The organism is Janthinobacterium sp. GW821-FHT03C08 (assembly GCF_059420905.1).
In genome coordinates this window covers 79,550-99,232 of record NZ_JBWKUP010000005.1, presented here as the reverse complement: position 1 = coordinate 99,232, position 19,683 = coordinate 79,550, and the positions used below count along the sequence as shown (strand labels likewise).

Here is a 19,683-nt window from a genome sequence, read left to right as displayed (position 1 = left end):
ACGTCCCGGATAGTCGCCGAACGGCCCGCTCCGGGCAGCAAGGGCGCCGCCAAAAAATGAATTTGCTTATATGTATTGTATATAAGCGGGATTTGTGAGAAATAGCGAATTGCCTTAAAATACAATGCTTTGCTTTAGTATGCGCCGCCGCCGTTCCTGCAGGCGCTACAGCACCTCCCCCCAAATTGATAGGACTGTTATGACCCACGTTGTCACCGAATCCTGCATCGCCTGTCGCTATACCGACTGCGTCGATGTCTGCCCGGTAGATTGTTTCCGGGAAGGCCCGAACTTCCTGGCAATCGACCCGGACGAATGTATTGACTGCGCAGTCTGCGTGGCAGAGTGCCCGGTGAACGCGATTTTCGCGGAAGAAGACGTGCCGGGCGACCAGCAAGCCTTCATCAAGATCAACGTCGATCTGGCCCGTAACTGGCCATCGATCACCAAGACGAAAGCGGCCTTGCCGGAAGCCGAGCAATACAAGGACGTCAAGGACAAGCTCGACATGCTGGTGCGCTAAACGCCTGGCTGACCCAGCCAGGCCGCATGCCCGGGGCACGCCCCGGTCTTCGATCCGGCCCTATGGTCGATGAAACACTAAAAAAGCAGCGGAAACGCTGCTTTTTTACTTTTAAAGCATGTTTGCAGGTCTGTCTACGCCACTGTGGCGTGAATCCACACTGTTGCGCAAACTGTGGATCTATGCGCGGTAAAGCACATTTTGTCCTCAACAAACATCGTAAAATTGGATTATGATATTTGAGCCGATATTGGCGCTTGGAATTAAACAAGGACTCTATATGCTTTACCAACTGCACGAACTGCAACGCTCCTTCCTCACTCCAGTGATGCAATGGGCAGACATGTCCTCCAAGTTATTTACCAACCCGGTTTCTCCACTGGCCCACACCCCGTTTTCACAACGCATCGCAGCCGGCTACGAGTTGATGTACCGCCTTGGCAAAGACTACGAAAAACCACAATTCGACATCAAATCCGTTCTCGTCAAAGGCGAGAGCGTCGACATCCTCGAACACGTTGTCGTGACAAAACCGTTTTGCCGCCTGATTCACTTCAAAAAAGAAGCCACTGGCTTGCAACAGCCCAAAGTTTTGCTGGTTGCCCCCCTGTCCGGTCACCACTCGACCCTGCTGCGCGATACCGTGCGCGGCTTGCTGGCCGAGCACGATGTCTACATCACCGACTGGACGGACGCGCGCATGGTACCGCTGACGGAAGGCCCGTTCCACCTGGACGACTATATTTATTATGTGCAGGAATTCATCCGCCTGCTGGCGCCCGACCTGCACGTCATTTCCGTCTGTCAACCCACCGTGCCCGTGCTGGCCGCCATTTCGCTGATGGCGACGGCCAAAGACCCGCACATGCCGAAAACCATGACCATGATGGGCGGCCCGATCGACCCGCGCCGCTCACCCACGCAAGTGAACAACCTGGCGACGGAAAAGAAATTCTCGTGGTTTGAAAACACCGTGATCTACGCCGTGCCGCCGAACTACCCGGGCTTTGGCCGCAAGGTCTATCCGGGCTTCCTGCAGCACGCCGGCTTCATCGCCATGAACCCGGGCCGCCACGCGCAAAGCCACCGCGAGTTCTACATGCACCTGGTGACGGGCGACGACGAGCCGGCGGAAGGCCACCGCCAGTTCTACAACGAGTACAACGCCGTGCTGGACATGCCGGCCGAGTACTACCTGGAAACCATCAAGACCGTCTTTCAGGAATTCAGCCTGCCGAAGGGCACGTGGAAAGTCGGCGGCCAGCTGGTGCGTCCGCAGGACATCACGAACGTGGCCCTGTTCACGGTGGAAGGCGAACTGGACGACATTTCCGGTGCCGGCCAGACGCAGGCGGCGCATGACTTGTGTTCAGGCATTCCCGCCGACATGCAGCAAGACTTCGTAGCGCCGAAATGTGGCCACTACGGTATCTTTTCCGGCCGCCGCTGGCGTGAAATCATTTGCCCGAAAATCGGCGAATTCATCCAGAAACACGGCTGATCAGCCGTATTTCAGCCAGAACGCCACGCCAGCTCACCCTGGCGTGGCGTTTTTTTATACTCGGCTCATGCGCGCGACGTTTCGATTTTCACCGTCGGCCGCGTATTGACAAAGATCTGCTCCACCCTCGGCTCGCCCGGCCCCGGCTTCTTCATCGCATAGCCATTCACGGGCTGCGAGCGGTTCACCCACAGTGCGTAATACAGGTGATCGGCGCGGGGATCTTCCGTATTCGGGTGGATCAATATCGTCAGGCCCAGGCTGTTCAACTGCAGCCACGGCACGATGACGGGTAGTAGATCATTGGTGAAGCCAAAATAGAATGACGGCGTCACGTGCGGACCGCGCGGCTCCAGATTCCAGTCTCCCAGTTCGATCTTGAAACGCTCGGCCGCCCACTTGCGTATCAGCGCCGCCTTCTGATAATTATCTTCATCGAAATAAATGTGCGCGTGATAACTCTCGATATCCGTGTAGGCGCGCGGCTTCGACGGCAAGGTTTCCTCGCCGGGTCGCACGCTGGCGGGGCGCGGCGTGGGCGCCGTGTCCGTGTGCTCGCCCCACGGGCTCTTGCCGGGCGCCGGCTTCACCCGCTTGACGGCGCCATCCTGCGCCAGGGCCGTCCCGGCCAGGCCGGAAGCGGCCAGCGCGGCCACGAGGCCGCCGCCGCGCAAGACCGTGCGGCGCTGCGGCGAAAGGAGATTGGCCCATTCCAGGTCGATGGCCGCGTGTTGATTTTGCTCAGACATATAGAATTTCCTGTACTTGATGATAGGTAGGGAGATAGCGTCGCCAGATCAAAATTGAATCGTGGCACGGGCGTAGTAATAGCCGCCGAGGACGCCTAGTGGCCCGGAGTTGTCGTACGCGCCCGTGTACTGCGCCAGATTCGCCGCGCTGCGCGCTTCACGCGGCACCTGGCCCGGCTTCTGGTCGAAGACATTGTTGGCGCCCACCGTCACGTTGATGCGCTTGCTGATGTCGTAACCCACGCTCACGTCCGTCACGAAGGCGGCCTTCAGCTGGTAGTCGCCGCCCGTGATGGCATTCAGGCGCTTGAGCTTGCCGTAGCGCGTCTCGCGCACGTTCAGCGTCCAGCCTGCCTTTTCATACGCCACGGTGACAATTTCCTTGTCGCGCGGCGCGCGGTACAGCAAGTCGTACTCGGCCGACTTGCTCAGGGTGCCGATGTTCGGCAGGCCTTGCAGCACGGCGGGAAGGTCCGCCTTGCCCACCAGGCTCGTGTGGTTGATGTTCGCCGCCGCCGTCCAGCGCAGCTTGCCGTCCGCCACGCGCAGCACGTCCTCGGCCGTGAAATCGAGGCCGCGCGTGCGCGTGTCGCCCACGTTGGCAAAGTAATGCGCCACCAAGCCATTGCCCACCGTCAATCCGGCCGAGCGCAGCAGGTTTTCGATCACCGTCGCTTGCGCCGCCGTCAGGGTCCGGCCGCTGCCGTCGAGCGCCACGCCCGAGCTGCGGTCGATGCCGATGTTCGACGACACGCCCAGCCGGTCGCTGACCTTGATTTGATACGCATCAACGGCCAGGCGCAGGGTGGCCGTCGGATTGAAGGTCAGGCCGGCAGACAGATTCGTCGATTTTTCCGGTTTCAGCGCTTGCGCGCCCAGGGCCCGCGCGGCCGCCGAATTGGGCTGCGCCAGGGTGTAGGGCACGCCCGCATGGTCGGACGTGTTCGCATACGATTGCGTCACCAGGCTGGGCGCATGAAAACCGTTGCTGACGGTGCCGCGCACAGCCACCGTCGGCGCGAAGTCGTAGCGGGCCGACAGGCGTCCCGTCGTCTTGCTGCCAAAATCGGAGTACTTTTCGGCGCGCAAGGCCGTGTCGAGCAGCAATTGCGGCGTCAGTTTGGCACCCAGGCCGATATACGCCGCGTAGCTGTGACGGGCCGTGTCGGATGCATCGACGGGCAGGTAGCCCGCCAGCGCCGACGAGCCGCTGCCCTGCCAGGACGCGGGCTCGCCCGGGCTGCGCTGCTGGGTTTCATGCGAATACTCGAGACCGACGCTGAGGTCGGCCGGCTCGGCCAGCCCCAGCGGCAAGGAGCGGCGCGCGTCCGCGTTCGTCGTCGAGCGGCTGTAGCGCTGATTGCCGATATCAAAATCGGTCTTGCCGCCCGGATAGACCAGCGAATAATTGGCCGAGTTCTCCACCCCCACGTCGATGTCGTCGCGGCCGTAGGTCGTGCTCAGGTCCCAGGCCCAGCCCGCTGTCTCGCCCTTGATGCCGCCCGTCAGGGAAAAATCGTTTTCACTCGTCGTTTCATACGGCGTGAAACCGTCCGGATACACGGACAGCAAGCCGCGGTTGTTATTGAAAATCGTATTGGGCAGGCGGAAATTCTGCGCCGAGCGGGCATCGCGGTGAGCGTACGTGCCGAAGCCGTACAGTTGCACGTCGGGCGAGACGTCATAGCCCAGGTTGGCGCTGAGCGACGTAGTCGTGCTTTGCGGCACGCCCGTGTTGCGCCATGGATTGCTGTTGCGCGTCGCTTCCGCCGGGTTCGGCGCAGCGCCGGCCGGCAAGCTGTTGTTCGGCCCCAGCTTGACCAGCTGGCCATCGCTGTTGCGCACGGCCGGATAGGACAGGTAGCCGGGATTCAAGCCGAAGTTGCGCACGGCAATGCCCTGGCGCTGGTACTCGGCGCCGAAGTGGGCAAAGCCGTGCTCGCCCAGGCGCGTGCCGCCATCGATGCGTACATGGCCGTTCGTGCCATCGCCGGCGTAGGTGGAACCGAGCTGCGTGCTGGCGCTGAACTTGTCATCGGCTTTCAGGATGATGTTGATGACGCCGGCAATCGCATCGGAGCCGTAGATGGCCGAGGCGCCGTCGCGCAGGATTTCCACGCGGGCGATGGCGCCCGTGGGAATCAGGGCCAGGTCGGTGGCGACGGAGCCGGGAAAACCATCTTCATTGACGATGGCCGTCGTATGGCGGCGCTTGCCATTGACCAGCACCAGGGTATGCGACGGGTCCAGGTTGCGCAGCTGGCCGGCGCGCACGATGCTGCCCAGGTCGGGCTGCACCCGCGCCGGCAGGTTGAATGAAGGCAAGGCCGTGTCCAGCGCCTCGAGCAGGTTCAGCTTGCCCGTCGCCAGCAATTGCTGCGCGCTGATGACATCGATGGGCGCGGCGCTGTTGGCCACCGTGCGTCCCGTGCCGCGCGCGCCCGTGACGATGACCGCTTCCAGGGGGCCTGCGGCCAGCGCGCCCTCTTCGGCCGGTGCCGCTTGCGCATGACCCAGGGCGGGCAGCGCGAGCGCCAGCACGGCAGCGGTGACGGCTTGCGCCAGCGGCCGCAGGCGGGGTGCCGGGACTTGCCTGTAAATCAGTTGCAGCATACGAAAACATCCTTTCAAGAGTCGTCAACACAGTGGCTGCAGACTAAAGGATGGACAAACAAACAAGAACGAATGGTTTCGTATTTAGATATTTCGTTTTGGCAACAAACAACAGTGGCGCAGCGCCTCAGGAACCGGGCGGCGCCGTGGCCAGGCTCTGGTCCAGGCGCTTCCAGTAATCGCGCTCGAGCCTGGCCGTATCGATTTCACGGGCCGCTTCGTTGAAACGCTTTTGCTGCGCGGCACCTTCCGCGGTGCGCTGGAAGCAGACATGCACGGTACGCTCCTTGAACACGGTATCGACGATGGCGATGCGTTCCCGCTCGGCTTTGCTGAAGTTGCGTCCCATCAGCAAATGCTGGAGGACATGGCGTTCGATGACGATCACGCGGTAGCGCTTGATCAACAGCTTTTTCAGATTCGTCGCGTCGTTCAAGCCCTCTTCCGTCTTCAGCTCGCCGCGTGCCACCATGCCATCGAACTGTTCCCCGTTTGAATAACCAGCCACGGTGCCAATGCGCAGCTTGCCCAGCTCGGCCAGGCTCGCACCCGGCGCGCCGTCTTCCTTCAGATACGCCAGCACGCCCTGCGTATTGCCAACCGGCACAGAAAAATGGCAGAGCCGTTCCCGCTCGGGCGTCCGCCAGACGGCCAGGAAGCCTGCATAGCGGGGGCTGGACAGGCCAAACTGCATGGCCCGCTTCCAGGGAAAGTACTCGTACCGGGCCACATAGCCGAGGCGCTCGAAGACGGCGCTGACCATGGCGCCCGACATGCCATCGGCAGGCAGGCTGGCGGAAATGAAGGGGGGCCAGTCTTCCGCGGCAAAGCGGACGATGCGCGACGCTGCCACGCCCGGTGCCGCAATGGCGGATGCGGTCTGGCCGTGCGCCACGGCAGACAGCAGGGATAAACAGAAGGGCAAACCAACTGTCCGGAGGAAACGCATGCTCTGCTCCTATGGCCCGGCGCGCCTTGTCCTGCAGGCGCGACAACAGGACTGGCGGTCGGCTTTCTGAAAGTCTTTCTTGATAAAAATCATGCTCCCACAAAAAAAAGAATTTTCAAAGTTGTTTATTTGCACTTTGACATTCTTATGGGAAATAAAATACGATTGCGGCGCACCCGCAACAGCCAGCCGCGACACCATGCTATCCCCTCCCGGGAAACAGGTTTTTCCTTGTGCGCGGCCCGGATGGCCGATAATGGCGTTTTACCGTGGAAGATGACCGTGCCGCACCCTGCCCCTCCCTCACTTGCCGACCAGATTGAAGACCTGCTGCCGCAAACGCAATGCACCAAATGCGGCTACAACGGCTGCCGCCCGTATGCGGAAGCGATCGCCGCCGGCAACGCCGACATCAACCAGTGCCCGCCCGGCGGCGCGCAGGGCATCGTGCGCCTGGCCAGCTTGCTGGGCAAAAAAGTCATTCCGCTCAATCCCGTCAACGGCCTCGAACGTCCGCGATCTGTCGCCTACATCGATGAATCGCTGTGTATCGGCTGTACCCTGTGCATCCAGGCCTGTCCCGTCGACGCCATCGTCGGCGCCGCCAAGCAGATGCATACGGTAGTCACCAGCCTGTGCACGGGCTGCGATCTGTGCGTGGCGCCCTGCCCCGTCGACTGCATCGTCATGTACCCGGTCAGCGGCGACGCCACGGGCTGGGACGCGTGGAGCCAGACGGATGCCGACGACGCGCGCGCGCGCCACGATTTCCGCACGCAGCGCCTGCGCCGCGAAAGCGAGGAAAACGAGGCGCGCCTGGCCGCCAAGGCCGTTGCCAAGATGCAGGAAGTGACGCAGGAAGTGCCCGCCGCGCCCGACGAACAGGCGGAGAAAGAGCGCAAGCGCGCCATCATCGCCGCCGCCATGGAGCGCGCGCGCGCCAAGGCCGCCGCCAGCGCCGCAGCCAAGACCGACGCCCCCTCCCCCAACACGCCGAAAAAAGACGCATGAACGCCGCCAAACGCCTGGAAATCTTTACGCGCTTCCGCGCCGCCAACCCTTCCCCGAAAACCGAGCTCGAATACACGACGCCGTTCGAGCTGCTGATCGCCGTGCTGCTGTCGGCGCAGGCTACGGACGTATCCGTCAACAAGGCGACGCGCCTGCTGTATCCGGTCGCCAATACACCGGCCGCCATGCTGGCGCTGGGCGTCGACGAGCTGGCCAGCTACATCCGTACCATCGGCCTGTTCCGCACCAAGGCCAAGAACGTCATCGCCACTTGCCAGATCCTGCTCGAGCAGCACGGCGGCGAAGTGCCGCGCGACCGCGCCTCGCTGGAAGCCTTGCCCGGCGTGGGCCGCAAGACGGCCAACGTGGTCATGAACACGGCGTTTGGCGAACCGACTATGGCCGTCGATACGCACATCTTCCGCGTCTCGAACCGCACGGGCATTGCGCCGGGCAAGAATGTCGATATCGTCGAGCAAAAGCTGCTGAAATTCATCCCCAAGGAATTCCTGCACGACGCCCACCACTGGCTCATCCTGCACGGCCGCTACACGTGCACGGCGCGCAAGCCCCAATGCTGGAACTGCATGATTGCCGACCTGTGCGATTACAAGGACAAGTCGCCGATGCCGGCCGTGGTGTAAGGCAAAAAAAAACGGCCCGCAAGGGCCGTTTTTGTCATTCGCAGCAAGTGGACGCCTACAGCAAGACCATATTGTCGCGGTGGATCAGCTCATGGCCTTCCATGTAGCCGAGGATGGCTTCGATCTCGGTGGATGGCTTGCGCATGATGCGGCGCGCTTCGCCGCTCGTGTAGTTGGACAGGCCGCGCGCCACGGGCACGCCGTCGGCATCGACGCAGGTGATCACGGCACCGCGGCCGAACTCGCCATTCACGCCCGTCACGCCGATCGGCAGCAGGGACTTGCCTTCCTGGCGCAGCTTTTGCACGGCGCCCGCGTCCAGCACGACGGCGCCGGCCGTGTGCAGGTGATCGGCCATCCACTGCTTGCGTGCCGTCAACTGCCCCGTTTGTGCCCGCAACTCCGTGCCGATCGCTTCGCCTTTGGCGAGGCGGCTGAGCACGTCGCTGTCGCGGCCCCAAGCGATGATGGTATGGGCGCCGGACTTGGCGGCGCGCCTGGCGGCGAGGATTTTCGTCAGCATGCCGCCCCGGCCCAGGCTGGAACCGGCGCCGCCGGCCATCGCTTCCAGGGCGGGGTCGCCGGCGATGCCTTGCGTGATCAGGTAAGCGCTGGGGTCCTTGCGCGGGTCGGCCGAGAACAGGCCGTGCTGGTCCGTCAGGATGACCAGGGCATCGGCCTCGATCAGGTTGGCCACCAGGGCGCCCAGGGTATCGTTGTCGCCGAACTTGATTTCATCCGTGACGACCGTGTCGTTTTCATTGATGATCGGCACCACGCCCAGGCGCAGCAAAGTCGTCAGGGTGGAGCGGGCGTTCAGGTAGCGTTCGCGGTCGGCCAGGTCGGCGTGCGTCAGCAGCACCTGCGCCGTGCCCAGACCGTGGGCGCGGAAGCTGCTTTCATAGATTTGCGCCAGGCCCATCTGGCCGACGGCGGCGCAGGCCTGCAATTCGTGGATATCGGTGGGGCGTTGCTCGAAGCCGAGGCGCAGCATGCCTTCGGCGATGGCGCCGGAGCTAACGAGCACGACTTGCTTGCCCAGGGCGCGCAAGCCGGCGATCTGCGCGGCCCAGCGGGCGATGGCGGCATGGTCAAGCCCGCGGCCGTCGTTGGTGACCAGCGAGGAGCCGACTTTGATGATGATGCGGGTTGCTTTTTGAATCACGGAATCCATGGGGCGGCGCTCTTCACTTGATAGACGTCAGCGCGCAGGACGCAGCAGCAGCAAGGCCAGCCCTGCCAGCAACTCCATTGCGCACATGAACAACACAAAACCCTGGGGCAAGCCGAAGCTGATGGCCGAAAACAACCGGCCGGCGGGCTGCGCCAGGACCAACATTGCAGTGAGATCGCGGTAGACGGGCGGTTCGCCCTGCCGTGCTGCGAACAGCGCCAGGAGCGCGGTGGCGCCCCAGAGGCCGACATGGGAGGCGTAGAACTGGCTGTAGCCGTTGACGCCATTGAGGAAGATGCCCATGCCGGCCGCCATCTCGTCGGCGAACAGCAAACAGGCGACCGCGCTCAGCCCGTAAGCATACGCGATCAGATGCAATACACGGCGCTGCCACGCTTGCTTGCGCGCTGGCGCGACAGCGGCCGCTTGTACCGACATCAGGATAATGCCTTAGTCGAGAATCTTGAAACGTGGATCATCCGGGTCGATCGACGAGATACCGCGTGCTTCTTCGGTCATCTGCGTTTCTTCGGCACGGCTTTCGCTGTGTTTCTTCTCTTCCAGATGCTGGTAAATCGCATTCACCAGTTCCGGGCAACCTTGATGGTTCAGCGCGGACATCTCGAACACGGGACCTTTCCAGGCGAAACGCTTGAGGAAGTCCTTCACCAGCTTCTTGCGCTCTTCTTCCGGCACCATGTCGAGCTTGTTCAACACCAGCCAGCGCGGCTTGTCGACCAGCGACTCGTCGTACTTTTTCAGCTCCTTGACCAGCGCCTTGGCTTCCTTGACAGGATCGACGTTGGTTTCAAACGGCGCCAGGTCGACGATGTGCAACAGCAGACCCGTGCGCTGCAAGTGGCGCAGGAATTGATGGCCCAGGCCCGCGCCTTCGGAAGCGCCTTCGATCAAGCCGGGAATATCGGCGATCACAAAGCTCTTCTCGTGCGACACGCGCACCACGCCCAGGTTCGGGTGCAGGGTGGTGAACGGGTAGTCGGCGATTTTCGGGCGCGCGTTCGACACGGCCGAAATAAAGGTCGACTTGCCGGCGTTCGGCATGCCCAAGAGGCCCACGTCAGCCAGTACCTTCAGTTCCAGGCGCAGTTCGCGGCGTTCGCCTTCCTTGCCCTCGCCTTTTTGGCGCGGTGCGCGGTTGGTCGAGGACTTGAAGTGGATATTGCCCCAGCCGCCTTCGCCGCCCTTGGCCAGCAGTTCGATCTGGCCGTGTTCGGTCAGGTCGGCCAGGATTTCGCCGCTCGCGTTGTCGATGATCAAGGTGCCGACCGGCATGCGCAGGTGGATATCATCCGCGCCCTTGCCATAGCAATCCGCGCCACGGCCAGGCTCGCCATTGCGAGCCTTGTGCATTTTGGAAAAGCGGAAATCGACGAGCGTGTTGATATTGCGGTCGGCCACGGCCCAGATGGACCCGCCCTTACCGCCATCGCCGCCATCGGGGCCGCCGAAAGGCCGGAATTTTTCACGGCAGAAAGATGCGCAGCCGTTGCCGCCATCGCCCGCGATGACTTCGATTTTTGCTTCGTCGATAAACTTCATAATTTTGCCGCCATAAAACTAAAAAGGCTCTACCTTGGGCAGAGCCTTTCGATTGAAGGCTTGCGCCTTACATCATGCGATCATGCGGAGCACGCGCTCCGCGATGAATTACGCTGGTACTGCTTCGTTTGGTACAACGGTCACGAATTGCTTCGAGCCAGCACCTTTGACAACGAACTTCACTTTGCCAGCGATCAACGCGAACAGAGTGTGGTCCTTGCCCATGCCTACGCCTTCGCCGGCGCGCACTGGGGTGCCGCGTTGACGAATGATGATGCCGCCAGCATTGATAGCTTGGCCGCCGTAGACTTTAACGCCAAGACGTTTTGATTCTGAATCACGGCCGTTTCGCGTTGTGCCGCCGCCTTTTTTATGTGCCATTTAAGACTCCTTGATAGCTGATTAATTCAAACAGCGGCGATTAGCCGTTGATCGAAACGATTTGGATTTCGGTAAAATTCTGGCGATGGCCTTGATGCTTCTGGTAGTGCTTACGACGACGCATCTTGAAAATTTTGACCTTATCATGGCGACCATGCGCCACAACCGTAACCAGTACCGTTGCACCTTCGACCAATGGCGCACCAAATTTAATGGTGTCGCCCGCGCCTACTGCGAGAACTTGATCGATGGTGATTTCGGAACCAATGTCTGCCGGTATCTGTTCTACTTTAAGTTTTTCGCCAGCGACAACTTTGTATTGTTTGCCACCGGTTTTTATGACCGCGTACATGATTTGAAACCTCATCAAATGTTGAAAGAATTTGTCCCAACGCCGTGCAAAGCAAGCCGTACACAACAGGGGGAACCAGCGATTATACACGGACTGAGAAATTGCGTCAAAAACTATTCACAAAGCTGGACGATCGTGGTATGTCGACAACCTGGACACGATGTCAGGCTTGCGCGGGGCAGACAGGAAAACGCGCGCCAATGACAATAAGAACAATCAATTGCTCGACAGCCATAGCCAAACATCACGCGCGTGCAAGCCATGTCGTATAATCGCGGCACCCACAATCTATTGCAGGTTCGCCTTGTCTGACGCTAACAAACACGTTAACCAAAACACCATCGTGCAAACGATTGCCGCCGATATGGACGCAGTCAACACGGTGATCCGCCAAAAACTGCATTCCGATGTGATTCTGATCAACCAGATCGCCGAATACATCATCAGCGCTGGCGGCAAACGCATCCGCCCCGTGCTGATCCTGCTGGTGGCCAATGCCCACGCGTATCGTGGCACGGCACACCATGAACTGGCTGCAGTGGTCGAATTCATCCATACCGCCACCTTGCTGCATGACGATGTCGTCGATGAATCGTCGATGCGCCGCGGACGCCAGACGGCCAATGCCCTGTTCGGCAATGCCGCCTCCGTGCTGGTGGGCGACTTCCTGCACTCGCGCTCGTTCCAGCTGATGGTCTCGCTGAACAATATGCGCGTCATGCAAATCCTCTCCGACGCCACCAACGTGATCGCCGAAGGCGAAGTGCTGCAGTTGCTGAACATGCACGATCCGGACGTGACGCAGGAAAGCTACCTGAACGTCATCCGCTCGAAGACGGCCAAGCTGTTCGAAGCGTCGGCGCAACTGGGCGCCCTGATCGCCGGCGCCAGCGAAGCCGACATCGAAGCGGCTGCCGAATACGGCCGCTCGCTGGGCACGGCCTTCCAGTTGATCGACGACGTGCTCGACTATGCCGGCGACGCCGCCGAAATCGGCAAGAACGTGGGCGACGACTTGCGCGAAGGCAAACCGACGATGCCGCTGATCTGGCTGATGGAAAACGGCACGGCGGAGCAGCGCGAGCTGGTACGCAGCTGCATCGAGCAGGGCGACGAACAGCATTTCGACGCCATCCTGGCCGCCATCACCAACAGCGGCGCCCTCGACTACACGCGCCAGCAGGCGGAAATCGCCGGCCAGCGCGCCGCCGATGCCATCGCCGGCTGGCCGGACAGCGTCTACAAGCAATCCATGCTGCAACTGTGCTCGTTTGCCGTGGACCGCAATCACTGATCGCGGTTTGCGCTACAGCAAAGACAACGGCGCCGATGGCGCCGTTTCTATTACTGCCGTTCATGCTCCATGGCCGCATTCGCCAATTCCTGCACGCTGGCCGGCGCCGCTTCCAGCCGTTCGCTGTAGCGGCTGCCCAGGTAGTCGCGCCGATCGCGCACGAGCAAGGTAAATTTGTACAACTCTTCCATCACGTCGACCAGGCGCTCGTAATACGGCGACGGCTTCATGCGGCCCTCGTCGTCGAATTCCTGGTAGGCCTTGGCGACGGACGACTGGTTCGGGATCGTCACCATGCGCATCCAGCGTCCCAGCACGCGCAAGCCGTTGACGGCATTGAACGATTGCGAGCCGCCCGACACTTGCATTACCGCAAGAGTTCGCCCCTGCGTGGGACGCACGCTGCCCGTTTCCAGCGGCAGCCAGTCGATCTGCGACTTGAACACGCCCGTGACGGCGCCATGGCGCTCGGGACTGCACCACACCTGCCCTTCCGACCATAGCGACAACGCGCGCAGTTCCTGCACTTTCGGGTGCTCGGGCGACACGCTGTCGACCATAGGCAAGCCGTGCGGATCGAACACGCGCGTGTCGGCGCCGAAATGGCGCAGGATGCGCTCCGCTTCCAGCGTCAGCAGCTTGCTGTACGAGCGTTCGCGCAAGGAACCGTACAGCAGCAGGATGCGCGGCGCGTGCGTGGACAGCAGCGCCGGCGCAAGCTTGTCCAGGTCCGGCACGTCCAGGTGGGCGGCGCTGATGTTGGGCAACTCATTGGTTAAATCACTCATTCAGGCCACCGGCTTGCCGTCGTCGCCCACCACGGCCTGGCCATCTTCCTTGGCAAACGCCCCTTGCTGCGGCAGCGGCAGGATGTCCAGCACCTTTTCCGACGGCCGGCACAGGCGCACGCCCAGTTCCGTGAGGACGATGGGGCGGTTGATCAGGATCGGATGGGCTTGCATGGCATCGAGCAGGGCCGCGTCGGGCAGGTCCGGATTGGCCAGGCCCAGCTCCTCGTACAGGGCGCCCTTGTCGCGCATGACGGCGCGCACGGACAGGCCCGCACGCTGGATCAGGTCGACCAGTTCCTCGCGCGAAGGCGGGTGCTTCACGTAATCGATGATGACGGGCTCGACACCCGTGTTGCGGATCAGGGCCAGGGTGTTGCGCGACGTGCCGCAGGCCGTGTTGTGATAAATCGTGATGCTCATGTCGTGGTTTCCTTCGGTAAAGTGGTGGTGCCCGGCAGGCAGCACGGCGCGCCCGCGCAGCAGTTCTCGGTCAGGAAGGCCAGCAAGCCGTTCATGCCCGCGTAATTGGCCGCGTAGATGATGGAACGCCCCGCCTTGCTCGCCGTCACCAGATTGGCATGCGCCAACTCTTTCAAGTGAAACGACAGGGACGACGGTGCGATGGCCAGCGCCTCGGCGATTTTCGTGGCGGCCATGCCTTGCGGCCCCGCCTGCACCAGCAAGCGGAACACGGCCAGCCGCGATTCCTGCGCCAGCGCGGCCAGGGCCGCAATGGCTGCCGTACTGGTCAGCGGCGCTGGCGGCACAGCGCTTGTCTTTTCATTTTCCATATTTCAATAATAATCGAATTATGGAATTAATGCCAGCCTTCATCTGCGCCTACGTAACCCAGCGCACCGACCGGCATGGCCATTCGGCCTACCTTGATAAAAAAATCATTGCGATTGGCTACCCATGACACGCTCGACACCCCTGAAAATCCTCGGCTGGGGCCTGGCCGGCCTGCTCGCCCTCCTCGCCATCCTGGTCATCCTCGTGCTGACCTTCGACTGGAACCGCGCCCGCCCCTACATCAACCAGAAGGTGTCGGACAGCACGGGCCGCAGCTTCGTCATCGCCGGCGACCTGAAAGTGCAATGGCAGCAGGGACTGAAGACGGAACCGGGCTGGCGCCGCTACGTGCCGCGCCCCCGCATCAGCGCCGAGGATGTGCGCATGAGCAACCCGGACTGGGCCACGGCCGGCCCGCAGATGGCCAGCGCCAGGCGCATCGACGTGGCCCTCCACCCGCTGCCCCTGCTGCAGCACAAGGTGGTGCTGACGGACCTGGCGCTGGACGCGCCGCAGATCGCCCTGCAGCGGCGCGCCGACGGCAGCAACAGCTGGACCTTGAAGGACAATGGCCCGTCGCCATGGGAAGTGGACATCCAGCGCATGGCCTTCGCCGACGGGACCATCCGCTACCTCGATGAAGGCATCGCGCTGGACGTGCACGCCAAGGTCAGCTCGACGGCGCCCGACGCCACGCCGGGCGATGGGCAAGACAATACCCCCGTGCAAAAATACGGCATTGCATTTACCCTGGGTGGCAGCTACCGCAAGGCGCCCGTGACGGGCGTCGGCAAGGCGGGCGCCGTGCTGTCATTGACCGACAATAACACCGTGTATCCCGTGCAGGCACACGCCGTGCTGGGCAAGAACAAGGCCAGCATCGATGGCACCCTGACGGACCCGCGCTCGCTGTCGGGCATCGATTTGCAGCTGAGCCTGGCAGGCGCCAGCATGGCCGACCTGTACCCGCTGACGGGCGTGCTGCTGCCGGAAACGCCGGACTACGCCACCAAGGGCCGCCTGCTGGGCAAGAAGGATGGCGACGCCTGGAACTGGACGTACCAGAACTTCAAGGGCACGGTGGGCCAGAGCGACCTGGCCGGCACCCTGCAATATCTGCCGCGCCAGCCCCGCCCCCTGCTGCGCGGCGACGTGACGTCGCAGCAGCTGCGCCTGGAAGACCTGGGGCCCACCATCGGCGCCGACAGCAATGCACAGAAACAGGCACGCGGCAAGGCGCCCGTGCAGCCGGACGGCAAGGCCTTGCCGGTGGAACAGTTCAATACGGCCAAATGGGATGCGCTTGACGCCGACGTGAAATTCACGGGCAAGAAACTGGTGCGCACGCACGACATTCCCTTCAACGACATCGTTGCCAACATCCACATGAAAGACAAGGTGCTCAGTTTGACGCCGCTCAACTTCGGCATGGCGGGCGGCGACATCACGTCGAACATCACGCTCGACGGCCGCCAGAAAACCATCGCCGCGCAAGCCAAGGTGGCGGCGCGCCACCTCAAAATTCGCGAACTGTTTCCCAAGCTGCAATCAATGCAGGCCAGTTTCGGCGAAGTGTATGGCGACGCGGCACTGACGGGCCATGGCAATTCCGTCTCCGCCATGCTGGCCAGCGCGAATGGCGAACTGGCCGCCACCGTCAGCGAAGGTTCCGTCAGCCAGTTCATGCTGGAACTGGCGGGCCTGAACCTGGCCAATGCCGTCTTCGTGAAAATCTTCGGCGACAAGCAGGTGCACCTGAACTGCCTGGCCAGCGACTTCGCCGTGACGAACGGCCAGGCCGACGTGCGCCGCTTCGTGCTCGATACGGACACGGCCGTCGTCAACGTCACGGGCAACGTCAACCTCGCCCATGAAACCCTGGACCTCGACGTGCGCCCGCGTACCAAGGGCGCGCGCATCATCACCCTGCGCACGCCGCTGTACGCGAAAGGCACGTTCAAGAACCCGGACGTGGGTCCGCAAAAAGGCCCGCTCGCCTTGAAGGCGGGCGCCGCCGTGGCGCTGGCCACCGTCGTCACGCCGCTGGCGGCCCTGCTGCCCCTGGTCAACGTCGACAAGGCCCCCGACACGGACTGCGCCGCCGTCATGGCGCAAGCGAACGCCACGCGCAAGGCGCCCACTTCGCCGGCGACGAATGCACCGGCAAAAAAAGTCAGCGAGGCGGACATCCAGAAAGCGCAGCAAGAAAAGAAATAAGCCTTGACGCAGCCGCTTGAAACCCGCCCCGCCATCTGCTGTAATACGAGTAAGCGGGGTGTGGCTCAGCCTGGTAGAGCGCTGCGTTCGGGACGCAGAGGCCGGAGGTTCGAATCCTCTCACCCCGACCAGCCCCTTCCCCCTGGCCCGGCCAACATCGACTGCTGACACCTTGACCTGTGCGTTGGTGTGTTGCTGGGAAGTATGATATTAATTGAGAAATTAGTATCCCGTACACTTCTCGCGCGAGGGCCCGGTCATATGTCTTTCCTGATAGTTCTGGCCGCTCTGGCCTTCCTCATGCTGGCGGCCTACCGCGGCTACAGCGTGATCCTGTTTGCACCCGTGGCCGCACTGGGCGCCGTGCTGCTCACCGATCCGTCCGCCGTGCCGGCCGTGTTCAGCGGCATCTTCATGGAAAAGATGGTGGGCTTCATCAAGCTGTATTTCCCCGTCTTTTTGCTCGGTGCCGTGTTCGGCAAACTCATCGAGCTGTCCGGTTTTTCCCGGTCCATCGTCGTGGCCGCCATCCGCTATATCGGCAGCGCGCGGGCGAATGCCGTCATCGTGGCCGTGTGCGGCGCGCTGACGTACGGCGGGGTATCGCTGTTCGTGGTGGTGTTTGCCGTGTATCCCTTTGCGGCCGAACTGTATCGGCAAAGTAATATCCCCAAGCGGCTGATGCCGGGCGCCATCGCCCTGGGCGCGTTTTCGTTCACCATGGATACCTTGCCCGGCACGCCGCAAATCCAGAACATCATCCCCACCACCTTTTTCAACACGACCGGCTGGGCCGCGCCGTGGCTGGGCACCATCGGCGCCGTGCTGACGGTGGTGTCTGGCCTGGCATTCCTCGAATGGCGGCGCCGTTCCGTCATGGCGACGGGCGAAGGCTACGGGGCCGAGGCCGAAAAGTCCACGACCGACGCGGGCGACCTGCCCCATCCGCTGCTGTCGGTGGCCCCCCTGGTGCTGGTCGGCGTGGCCAACTTTGCGCTGACCAAGCTGATCCCCCACTGGTATGGCGACAGCTATGTGCTCTCCGCCGACGCGCTGCCGGGCCTGCATGCGCCCGTGTCGACGGCCATCGCTTCCGTGACCGGCATCTGGGCCGTGGAAGGCGCCTTGCTGCTGGGCATCTTGCTCGTGTGCGTGACGGCGTTCGGGCGCATCCGCGCCGCCTTTGCCGAAGGCACCAAGGCGGCCGTGGGCGGCGCCTTGCTGGCGGCCATGAATACGGCATCCGAATATGGCTTCGGCGGCGTCATCGCCGCCCTGCCCGGTTTCCTTGCCGTCAGCAACACCTTGCGCAGCGTGCCCGATCCGCTCGTCAATGCGGCCGTTTCCGTGACGACGCTGGCCGGCATCACGGGCTCCGCCTCGGGCGGCATGAGCATCGCGCTGGCCGCCATGTCGGACAGTTTTATCCAGGCCGCCCAACAGGCGCACATCCCGCTGGAAGTGATGCACCGCGTGGTGGCCATGGCCAGCGGCGGCATGGATACCCTGCCGCACAATGGCGCCGTGATCACCCTGCTGGCCGTCACGGGCCTGACGCACCGCCAGTCCTACCGCGACATCTTCGGTATCACCATCATCAAGACCGTCATCGTGTTTTTCGTGATCGGCATCTATTACATGACGGGGCTGGTGTAGTCTACGGCCGCGAGGACGGCGCCGGGTCCGCCATGGCCTGCGCCGGCTTGAACAGGTGGCTGATGCCCATGGTCAGCAGCGGGCCGGCCAGCGCCAGGTAGGAACTGTCGACGCCGTACGGATTGCCTGCCAGGAACCAGCCGATGGTGGCGATCACGGACACGATCACGCCGATGAAGGCGCCGCGCGGCGTGCCGAACTTCGGCGCATAGAAGGCCATCAGCACCAGCACGGCCAGGGTGGCGCGCAAGGCCTTGCCGAGAAAGGCGATCATCAGCAGTTTTTCCGCATACAGGGCCAGCACCAGCGGCAGCAGGCCTGCCACGACGATGGCGATGCGCAGGAATAGCATCGATTTCGCGTCGTTTTTTGCCTTGTTGAACCAGGGATCGTAAAAATCCTTCATGGCCAGGGTGGCCGATGCCAGGGTGGTGGCGGAAATGCCGCCGAACAGCGCGCCAGCCAGGCCGACCACCATGATGCTGGCGGAAAACGCGGGCATGTGGGCGATCAGTGTCGGGAAGGCATCGATGGATTTCATGCCGGGATACAACACGGAACTGCACATGCCGATCAGGGCCGCCATCAGGCCGAACGGGATCATCAAGGACGACACGTAGTAGCAGGCGCGCTTGGCGACGGCCGGATTGTCCGTGCTCACCAGCGCCTGGATCACGTATTGCGTGGCGAAGATGGAACCGATGCCGCCGATCATCCAGGCGATGATCTGGCCCCAGCCGATTTCCACCCAGTTGAACATCTTGGCCGGCAGCTGCGCCTGCAGCGCGCCGATGCCGCCCGTCGCTTCCAGCGCATACGCCAGCGCCAGGATCACGCCCAGGTACTTGACGATGGAATGGGCGAAATTCGTGTACACGACCGAGCGCATGCCGCCCAGGCTGACATAGATCACAGTAATGGCGCCCACCAGCAAAATAGCCACGGTTTTATTGATGTGCAACACGGCGGCCAGCACGGCGCCGCCGCTCGCATACAGGGCGACGGCGACGATGCCCAGAGCGACGATGGTGAGGATGGACGCCGCATAGCGCACGGGCTCGCCATACGTCTGCGCCAGGATGCCGGAAATCGTCGACTGCCCGCTCTCCTTGTATTTCTTGACCAGCACGAGGGCCAGCAGCAGGAAGCCCAGCGACAGCGCCACCAGGTTCCAGGCGGCGGAAATGCCCAGCTCATAGCCCTTCTGCGCCGTGCCGATGCTGACGGAACTGCCGATGAATTCCGACAGCAGCAGGGCGCCGATCAGGTAGGCCGGGAAATTGCGCCCGCCCGCCGTCATGCCTTCTGCACTGTTGGCATGCTTGCGCACGCTATACGTAATGTACGACATGAGGGCGAAATAACCCACCGTGATCGCAGCGATGATGATCAATCTGTTTTCCATCTGTCTACTCCAAGTCTGCTTTTCTTATTATTATTTTTTAAGAAAGCTTCCCCTGCCGCATGCCGGCCTTG

At 62.2% G+C, this 19,683-nt stretch carries 19 protein-coding genes and 1 tRNA gene; 8 read left to right on the top strand and 12 right to left on the bottom strand.

All coding sequences use genetic code 11. The annotated features are described in order from the left end of the window. Positions 1–199: 199 nt before the first annotated feature. Both fdxA and AC07VL_RS08370 read left to right on the top strand, forming a co-directional pair. Entirely contained in the window at positions 200–523 is a 324-nt protein-coding gene (fdxA, locus tag AC07VL_RS08375) for a ferredoxin FdxA (RefSeq protein WP_010395176.1), read from the top strand. Positions 524–803: 280 nt separating this feature from the next. Beyond that, positions 804–2,024: a polyhydroxyalkanoate depolymerase gene (locus tag AC07VL_RS08370; RefSeq protein WP_494805426.1), complete on the top strand. Its 1,221-nt coding sequence runs from the start codon at positions 804–806 to the stop codon at positions 2,022–2,024. A gap of 65 nt (positions 2,025–2,089) precedes the next feature. Here AC07VL_RS08370 and AC07VL_RS08365 read toward each other — a convergent pair whose 3' ends face one another. The 3 genes from AC07VL_RS08365 to AC07VL_RS08355 all read right to left on the bottom strand — a co-directional run bounded on the left by AC07VL_RS08365 (position 2,090) and on the right by AC07VL_RS08355 (position 6,335). Next, complete coding sequence (locus AC07VL_RS08365; RefSeq protein WP_494805425.1) at positions 2,090–2,773, bottom strand: DOPA 4,5-dioxygenase family protein; 684 nt, start codon at positions 2,771–2,773, stop codon at positions 2,090–2,092. A gap of 48 nt (positions 2,774–2,821) precedes the next feature. Next, positions 2,822–5,386 carry a TonB-dependent receptor plug domain-containing protein gene (locus AC07VL_RS08360; protein WP_494805424.1) on the bottom strand — a complete coding sequence of 855 codons (2,565 nt, stop codon included), beginning with the start codon at positions 5,384–5,386 and terminating at the stop codon, positions 2,822–2,824. Positions 5,387–5,513: 127 nt separating this feature from the next. Continuing rightward, a complete protein-coding gene (locus AC07VL_RS08355; RefSeq protein ID WP_494805423.1) occupies positions 5,514–6,335 on the bottom strand; it encodes a substrate-binding periplasmic protein in 822 nt (273 codons plus the stop codon). 276 nt (positions 6,336–6,611) lie between these two features. Here AC07VL_RS08355 and rsxB point away from each other — a divergent pair, with 276 nt between their 5' ends. Then, positions 6,612–7,346 (top strand): electron transport complex subunit RsxB, encoded by a 735-nt coding sequence (rsxB, locus tag AC07VL_RS08350; protein ID WP_494805422.1) that lies wholly within the window; start codon positions 6,612–6,614, stop codon positions 7,344–7,346. Beyond that, positions 7,343–7,990, top strand: coding sequence for an endonuclease III (nth, locus tag AC07VL_RS08345; RefSeq protein WP_494805421.1), 648 nt, complete (start codon positions 7,343–7,345; stop codon positions 7,988–7,990). The genes rsxB and nth overlap by 4 nt, the downstream gene beginning before the upstream one ends. Positions 7,991–8,045: 55 nt before the next feature. Here the strand turns inward: nth and proB are convergent, their stop codons facing one another. From proB to rplU, 5 genes are all read right to left on the bottom strand, one after another. Then, positions 8,046–9,164, bottom strand: a complete 1,119-nt coding sequence (gene proB, locus AC07VL_RS08340; RefSeq protein WP_494805420.1) for a glutamate 5-kinase — start codon at positions 9,162–9,164, stop codon at positions 8,046–8,048. Positions 9,165–9,191: 27 nt separating this feature from the next. Further along, on the bottom strand, positions 9,192–9,602 hold the full coding sequence (locus AC07VL_RS08335; RefSeq protein ID WP_494805419.1) for a hypothetical protein: 411 nt from the start codon (positions 9,600–9,602) through the stop codon (positions 9,192–9,194). Positions 9,603–9,614: 12 nt separating this feature from the next. Then, on the bottom strand, positions 9,615–10,724 hold the full coding sequence (gene obgE, locus AC07VL_RS08330) for a GTPase ObgE (RefSeq protein ID WP_494805418.1): 1,110 nt from the start codon (positions 10,722–10,724) through the stop codon (positions 9,615–9,617). A gap of 108 nt (positions 10,725–10,832) precedes the next feature. Then, on the bottom strand, positions 10,833–11,105 hold the full coding sequence (rpmA, locus tag AC07VL_RS08325; protein ID WP_070219281.1) for a 50S ribosomal protein L27: 273 nt from the start codon (positions 11,103–11,105) through the stop codon (positions 10,833–10,835). A gap of 40 nt (positions 11,106–11,145) precedes the next feature. Continuing rightward, on the bottom strand, positions 11,146–11,457 hold the full coding sequence (gene rplU, locus AC07VL_RS08320) for a 50S ribosomal protein L21 (RefSeq protein WP_038500602.1): 312 nt from the start codon (positions 11,455–11,457) through the stop codon (positions 11,146–11,148). A gap of 304 nt (positions 11,458–11,761) precedes the next feature. On the opposite strand from rplU, the gene ispB reads away from it, so the two are divergent. Then, positions 11,762–12,751, top strand: a complete 990-nt coding sequence (gene ispB / locus AC07VL_RS08315; RefSeq protein ID WP_365955432.1) for an octaprenyl diphosphate synthase — start codon at positions 11,762–11,764, stop codon at positions 12,749–12,751. 50 nt (positions 12,752–12,801) lie between these two features. Here ispB and arsH read toward each other — a convergent pair whose 3' ends face one another. The 3 genes from arsH to AC07VL_RS08300 are packed head-to-tail and all read right to left on the bottom strand — an operon-like array spanning position 12,802 to position 14,333. After that, entirely contained in the window at positions 12,802–13,539 is a 738-nt protein-coding gene (gene arsH, locus AC07VL_RS08310; protein WP_494805417.1) for an arsenical resistance protein ArsH, read from the bottom strand. Next, entirely contained in the window at positions 13,540–13,962 is a 423-nt protein-coding gene (arsC, locus tag AC07VL_RS08305; RefSeq protein WP_494805416.1) for an arsenate reductase (glutaredoxin), read from the bottom strand. After that, on the bottom strand, positions 13,959–14,333 hold the full coding sequence (locus AC07VL_RS08300; protein WP_494805415.1) for an ArsR/SmtB family transcription factor: 375 nt from the start codon (positions 14,331–14,333) through the stop codon (positions 13,959–13,961). The genes arsC and AC07VL_RS08300 overlap by 4 nt, the downstream gene beginning before the upstream one ends. Before the next feature lie 124 nt (positions 14,334–14,457). Between AC07VL_RS08300 and AC07VL_RS08295 the strand changes: the two genes are divergently transcribed. The 3 genes from AC07VL_RS08295 (at position 14,458) to AC07VL_RS08285 (ending at position 18,207) form a co-directional block, all read left to right on the top strand. Beyond that, positions 14,458–16,551, top strand: a complete 2,094-nt coding sequence (locus AC07VL_RS08295; protein WP_494805414.1) for an AsmA family protein — start codon at positions 14,458–14,460, stop codon at positions 16,549–16,551. Between the two features lie 54 nt (positions 16,552–16,605). Further along, positions 16,606–16,682: transfer RNA gene (locus tag AC07VL_RS08290), tRNA-Pro, on the top strand. A gap of 130 nt (positions 16,683–16,812) precedes the next feature. Next, positions 16,813–18,207 (top strand): GntP family permease, encoded by a 1,395-nt coding sequence (locus AC07VL_RS08285; protein ID WP_494805413.1) that lies wholly within the window; start codon positions 16,813–16,815, stop codon positions 18,205–18,207. Position 18,208: 1 nt separating this feature from the next. Here the strand turns inward: AC07VL_RS08285 and AC07VL_RS08280 are convergent, their stop codons facing one another. Further along, the gene (locus AC07VL_RS08280) at positions 18,209–19,612 is read right to left on the bottom strand and encodes a sodium:solute symporter family protein (protein ID WP_494805412.1); all 1,404 of its coding nucleotides are present in this window, start codon (positions 19,610–19,612) and stop codon (positions 18,209–18,211) included. Positions 19,613–19,683 lie beyond the last annotated feature (71 nt).

Excerpts from the sequence above, each read along its gene's own strand:
- nth (WP_494805421.1), top strand. The coding sequence starts at position 7,343 with ATGAACGCCGCCAAACGCCTGGAAATCTTTACGCGCTTCCGCGCCGCC.
- arsC (WP_494805416.1), bottom strand. The coding sequence starts at position 13,962 with ATGAGCATCACGATTTATCACAACACGGCCTGCGGCACGTCGCGCAAC.
- AC07VL_RS08285 (WP_494805413.1), top strand. The coding sequence starts at position 16,813 with ATGTCTTTCCTGATAGTTCTGGCCGCTCTGGCCTTCCTCATGCTGGCG.
- arsH (WP_494805417.1), bottom strand. The coding sequence starts at position 13,539 with ATGAGTGATTTAACCAATGAGTTGCCCAACATCAGCGCCGCCCACCTG.
- rpmA (WP_070219281.1), bottom strand. The coding sequence starts at position 11,105 with ATGGCACATAAAAAAGGCGGCGGCACAACGCGAAACGGCCGTGATTCA.
- rsxB (WP_494805422.1), top strand. The coding sequence starts at position 6,612 with ATGACCGTGCCGCACCCTGCCCCTCCCTCACTTGCCGACCAGATTGAA.
- proB (WP_494805420.1), bottom strand. The coding sequence starts at position 9,164 with ATGGATTCCGTGATTCAAAAAGCAACCCGCATCATCATCAAAGTCGGC.
- AC07VL_RS08370 (WP_494805426.1), top strand. The coding sequence starts at position 804 with ATGCTTTACCAACTGCACGAACTGCAACGCTCCTTCCTCACTCCAGTG.
- AC07VL_RS08360 (WP_494805424.1), bottom strand. The coding sequence starts at position 5,386 with ATGCTGCAACTGATTTACAGGCAAGTCCCGGCACCCCGCCTGCGGCCG.
- AC07VL_RS08365 (WP_494805425.1), bottom strand. The coding sequence starts at position 2,773 with ATGTCTGAGCAAAATCAACACGCGGCCATCGACCTGGAATGGGCCAAT.
- rplU (WP_038500602.1), bottom strand. The coding sequence starts at position 11,457 with ATGTACGCGGTCATAAAAACCGGTGGCAAACAATACAAAGTTGTCGCT.
- AC07VL_RS08355 (WP_494805423.1), bottom strand. The coding sequence starts at position 6,335 with ATGCGTTTCCTCCGGACAGTTGGTTTGCCCTTCTGTTTATCCCTGCTG.
- obgE (WP_494805418.1), bottom strand. The coding sequence starts at position 10,724 with ATGAAGTTTATCGACGAAGCAAAAATCGAAGTCATCGCGGGCGATGGC.
- fdxA (WP_010395176.1), top strand. The coding sequence starts at position 200 with ATGACCCACGTTGTCACCGAATCCTGCATCGCCTGTCGCTATACCGAC.
- AC07VL_RS08300 (WP_494805415.1), bottom strand. The coding sequence starts at position 14,333 with ATGGAAAATGAAAAGACAAGCGCTGTGCCGCCAGCGCCGCTGACCAGT.
- AC07VL_RS08335 (WP_494805419.1), bottom strand. The coding sequence starts at position 9,602 with ATGTCGGTACAAGCGGCCGCTGTCGCGCCAGCGCGCAAGCAAGCGTGG.
- AC07VL_RS08280 (WP_494805412.1), bottom strand. The coding sequence starts at position 19,612 with ATGGAAAACAGATTGATCATCATCGCTGCGATCACGGTGGGTTATTTC.
- AC07VL_RS08295 (WP_494805414.1), top strand. The coding sequence starts at position 14,458 with ATGACACGCTCGACACCCCTGAAAATCCTCGGCTGGGGCCTGGCCGGC.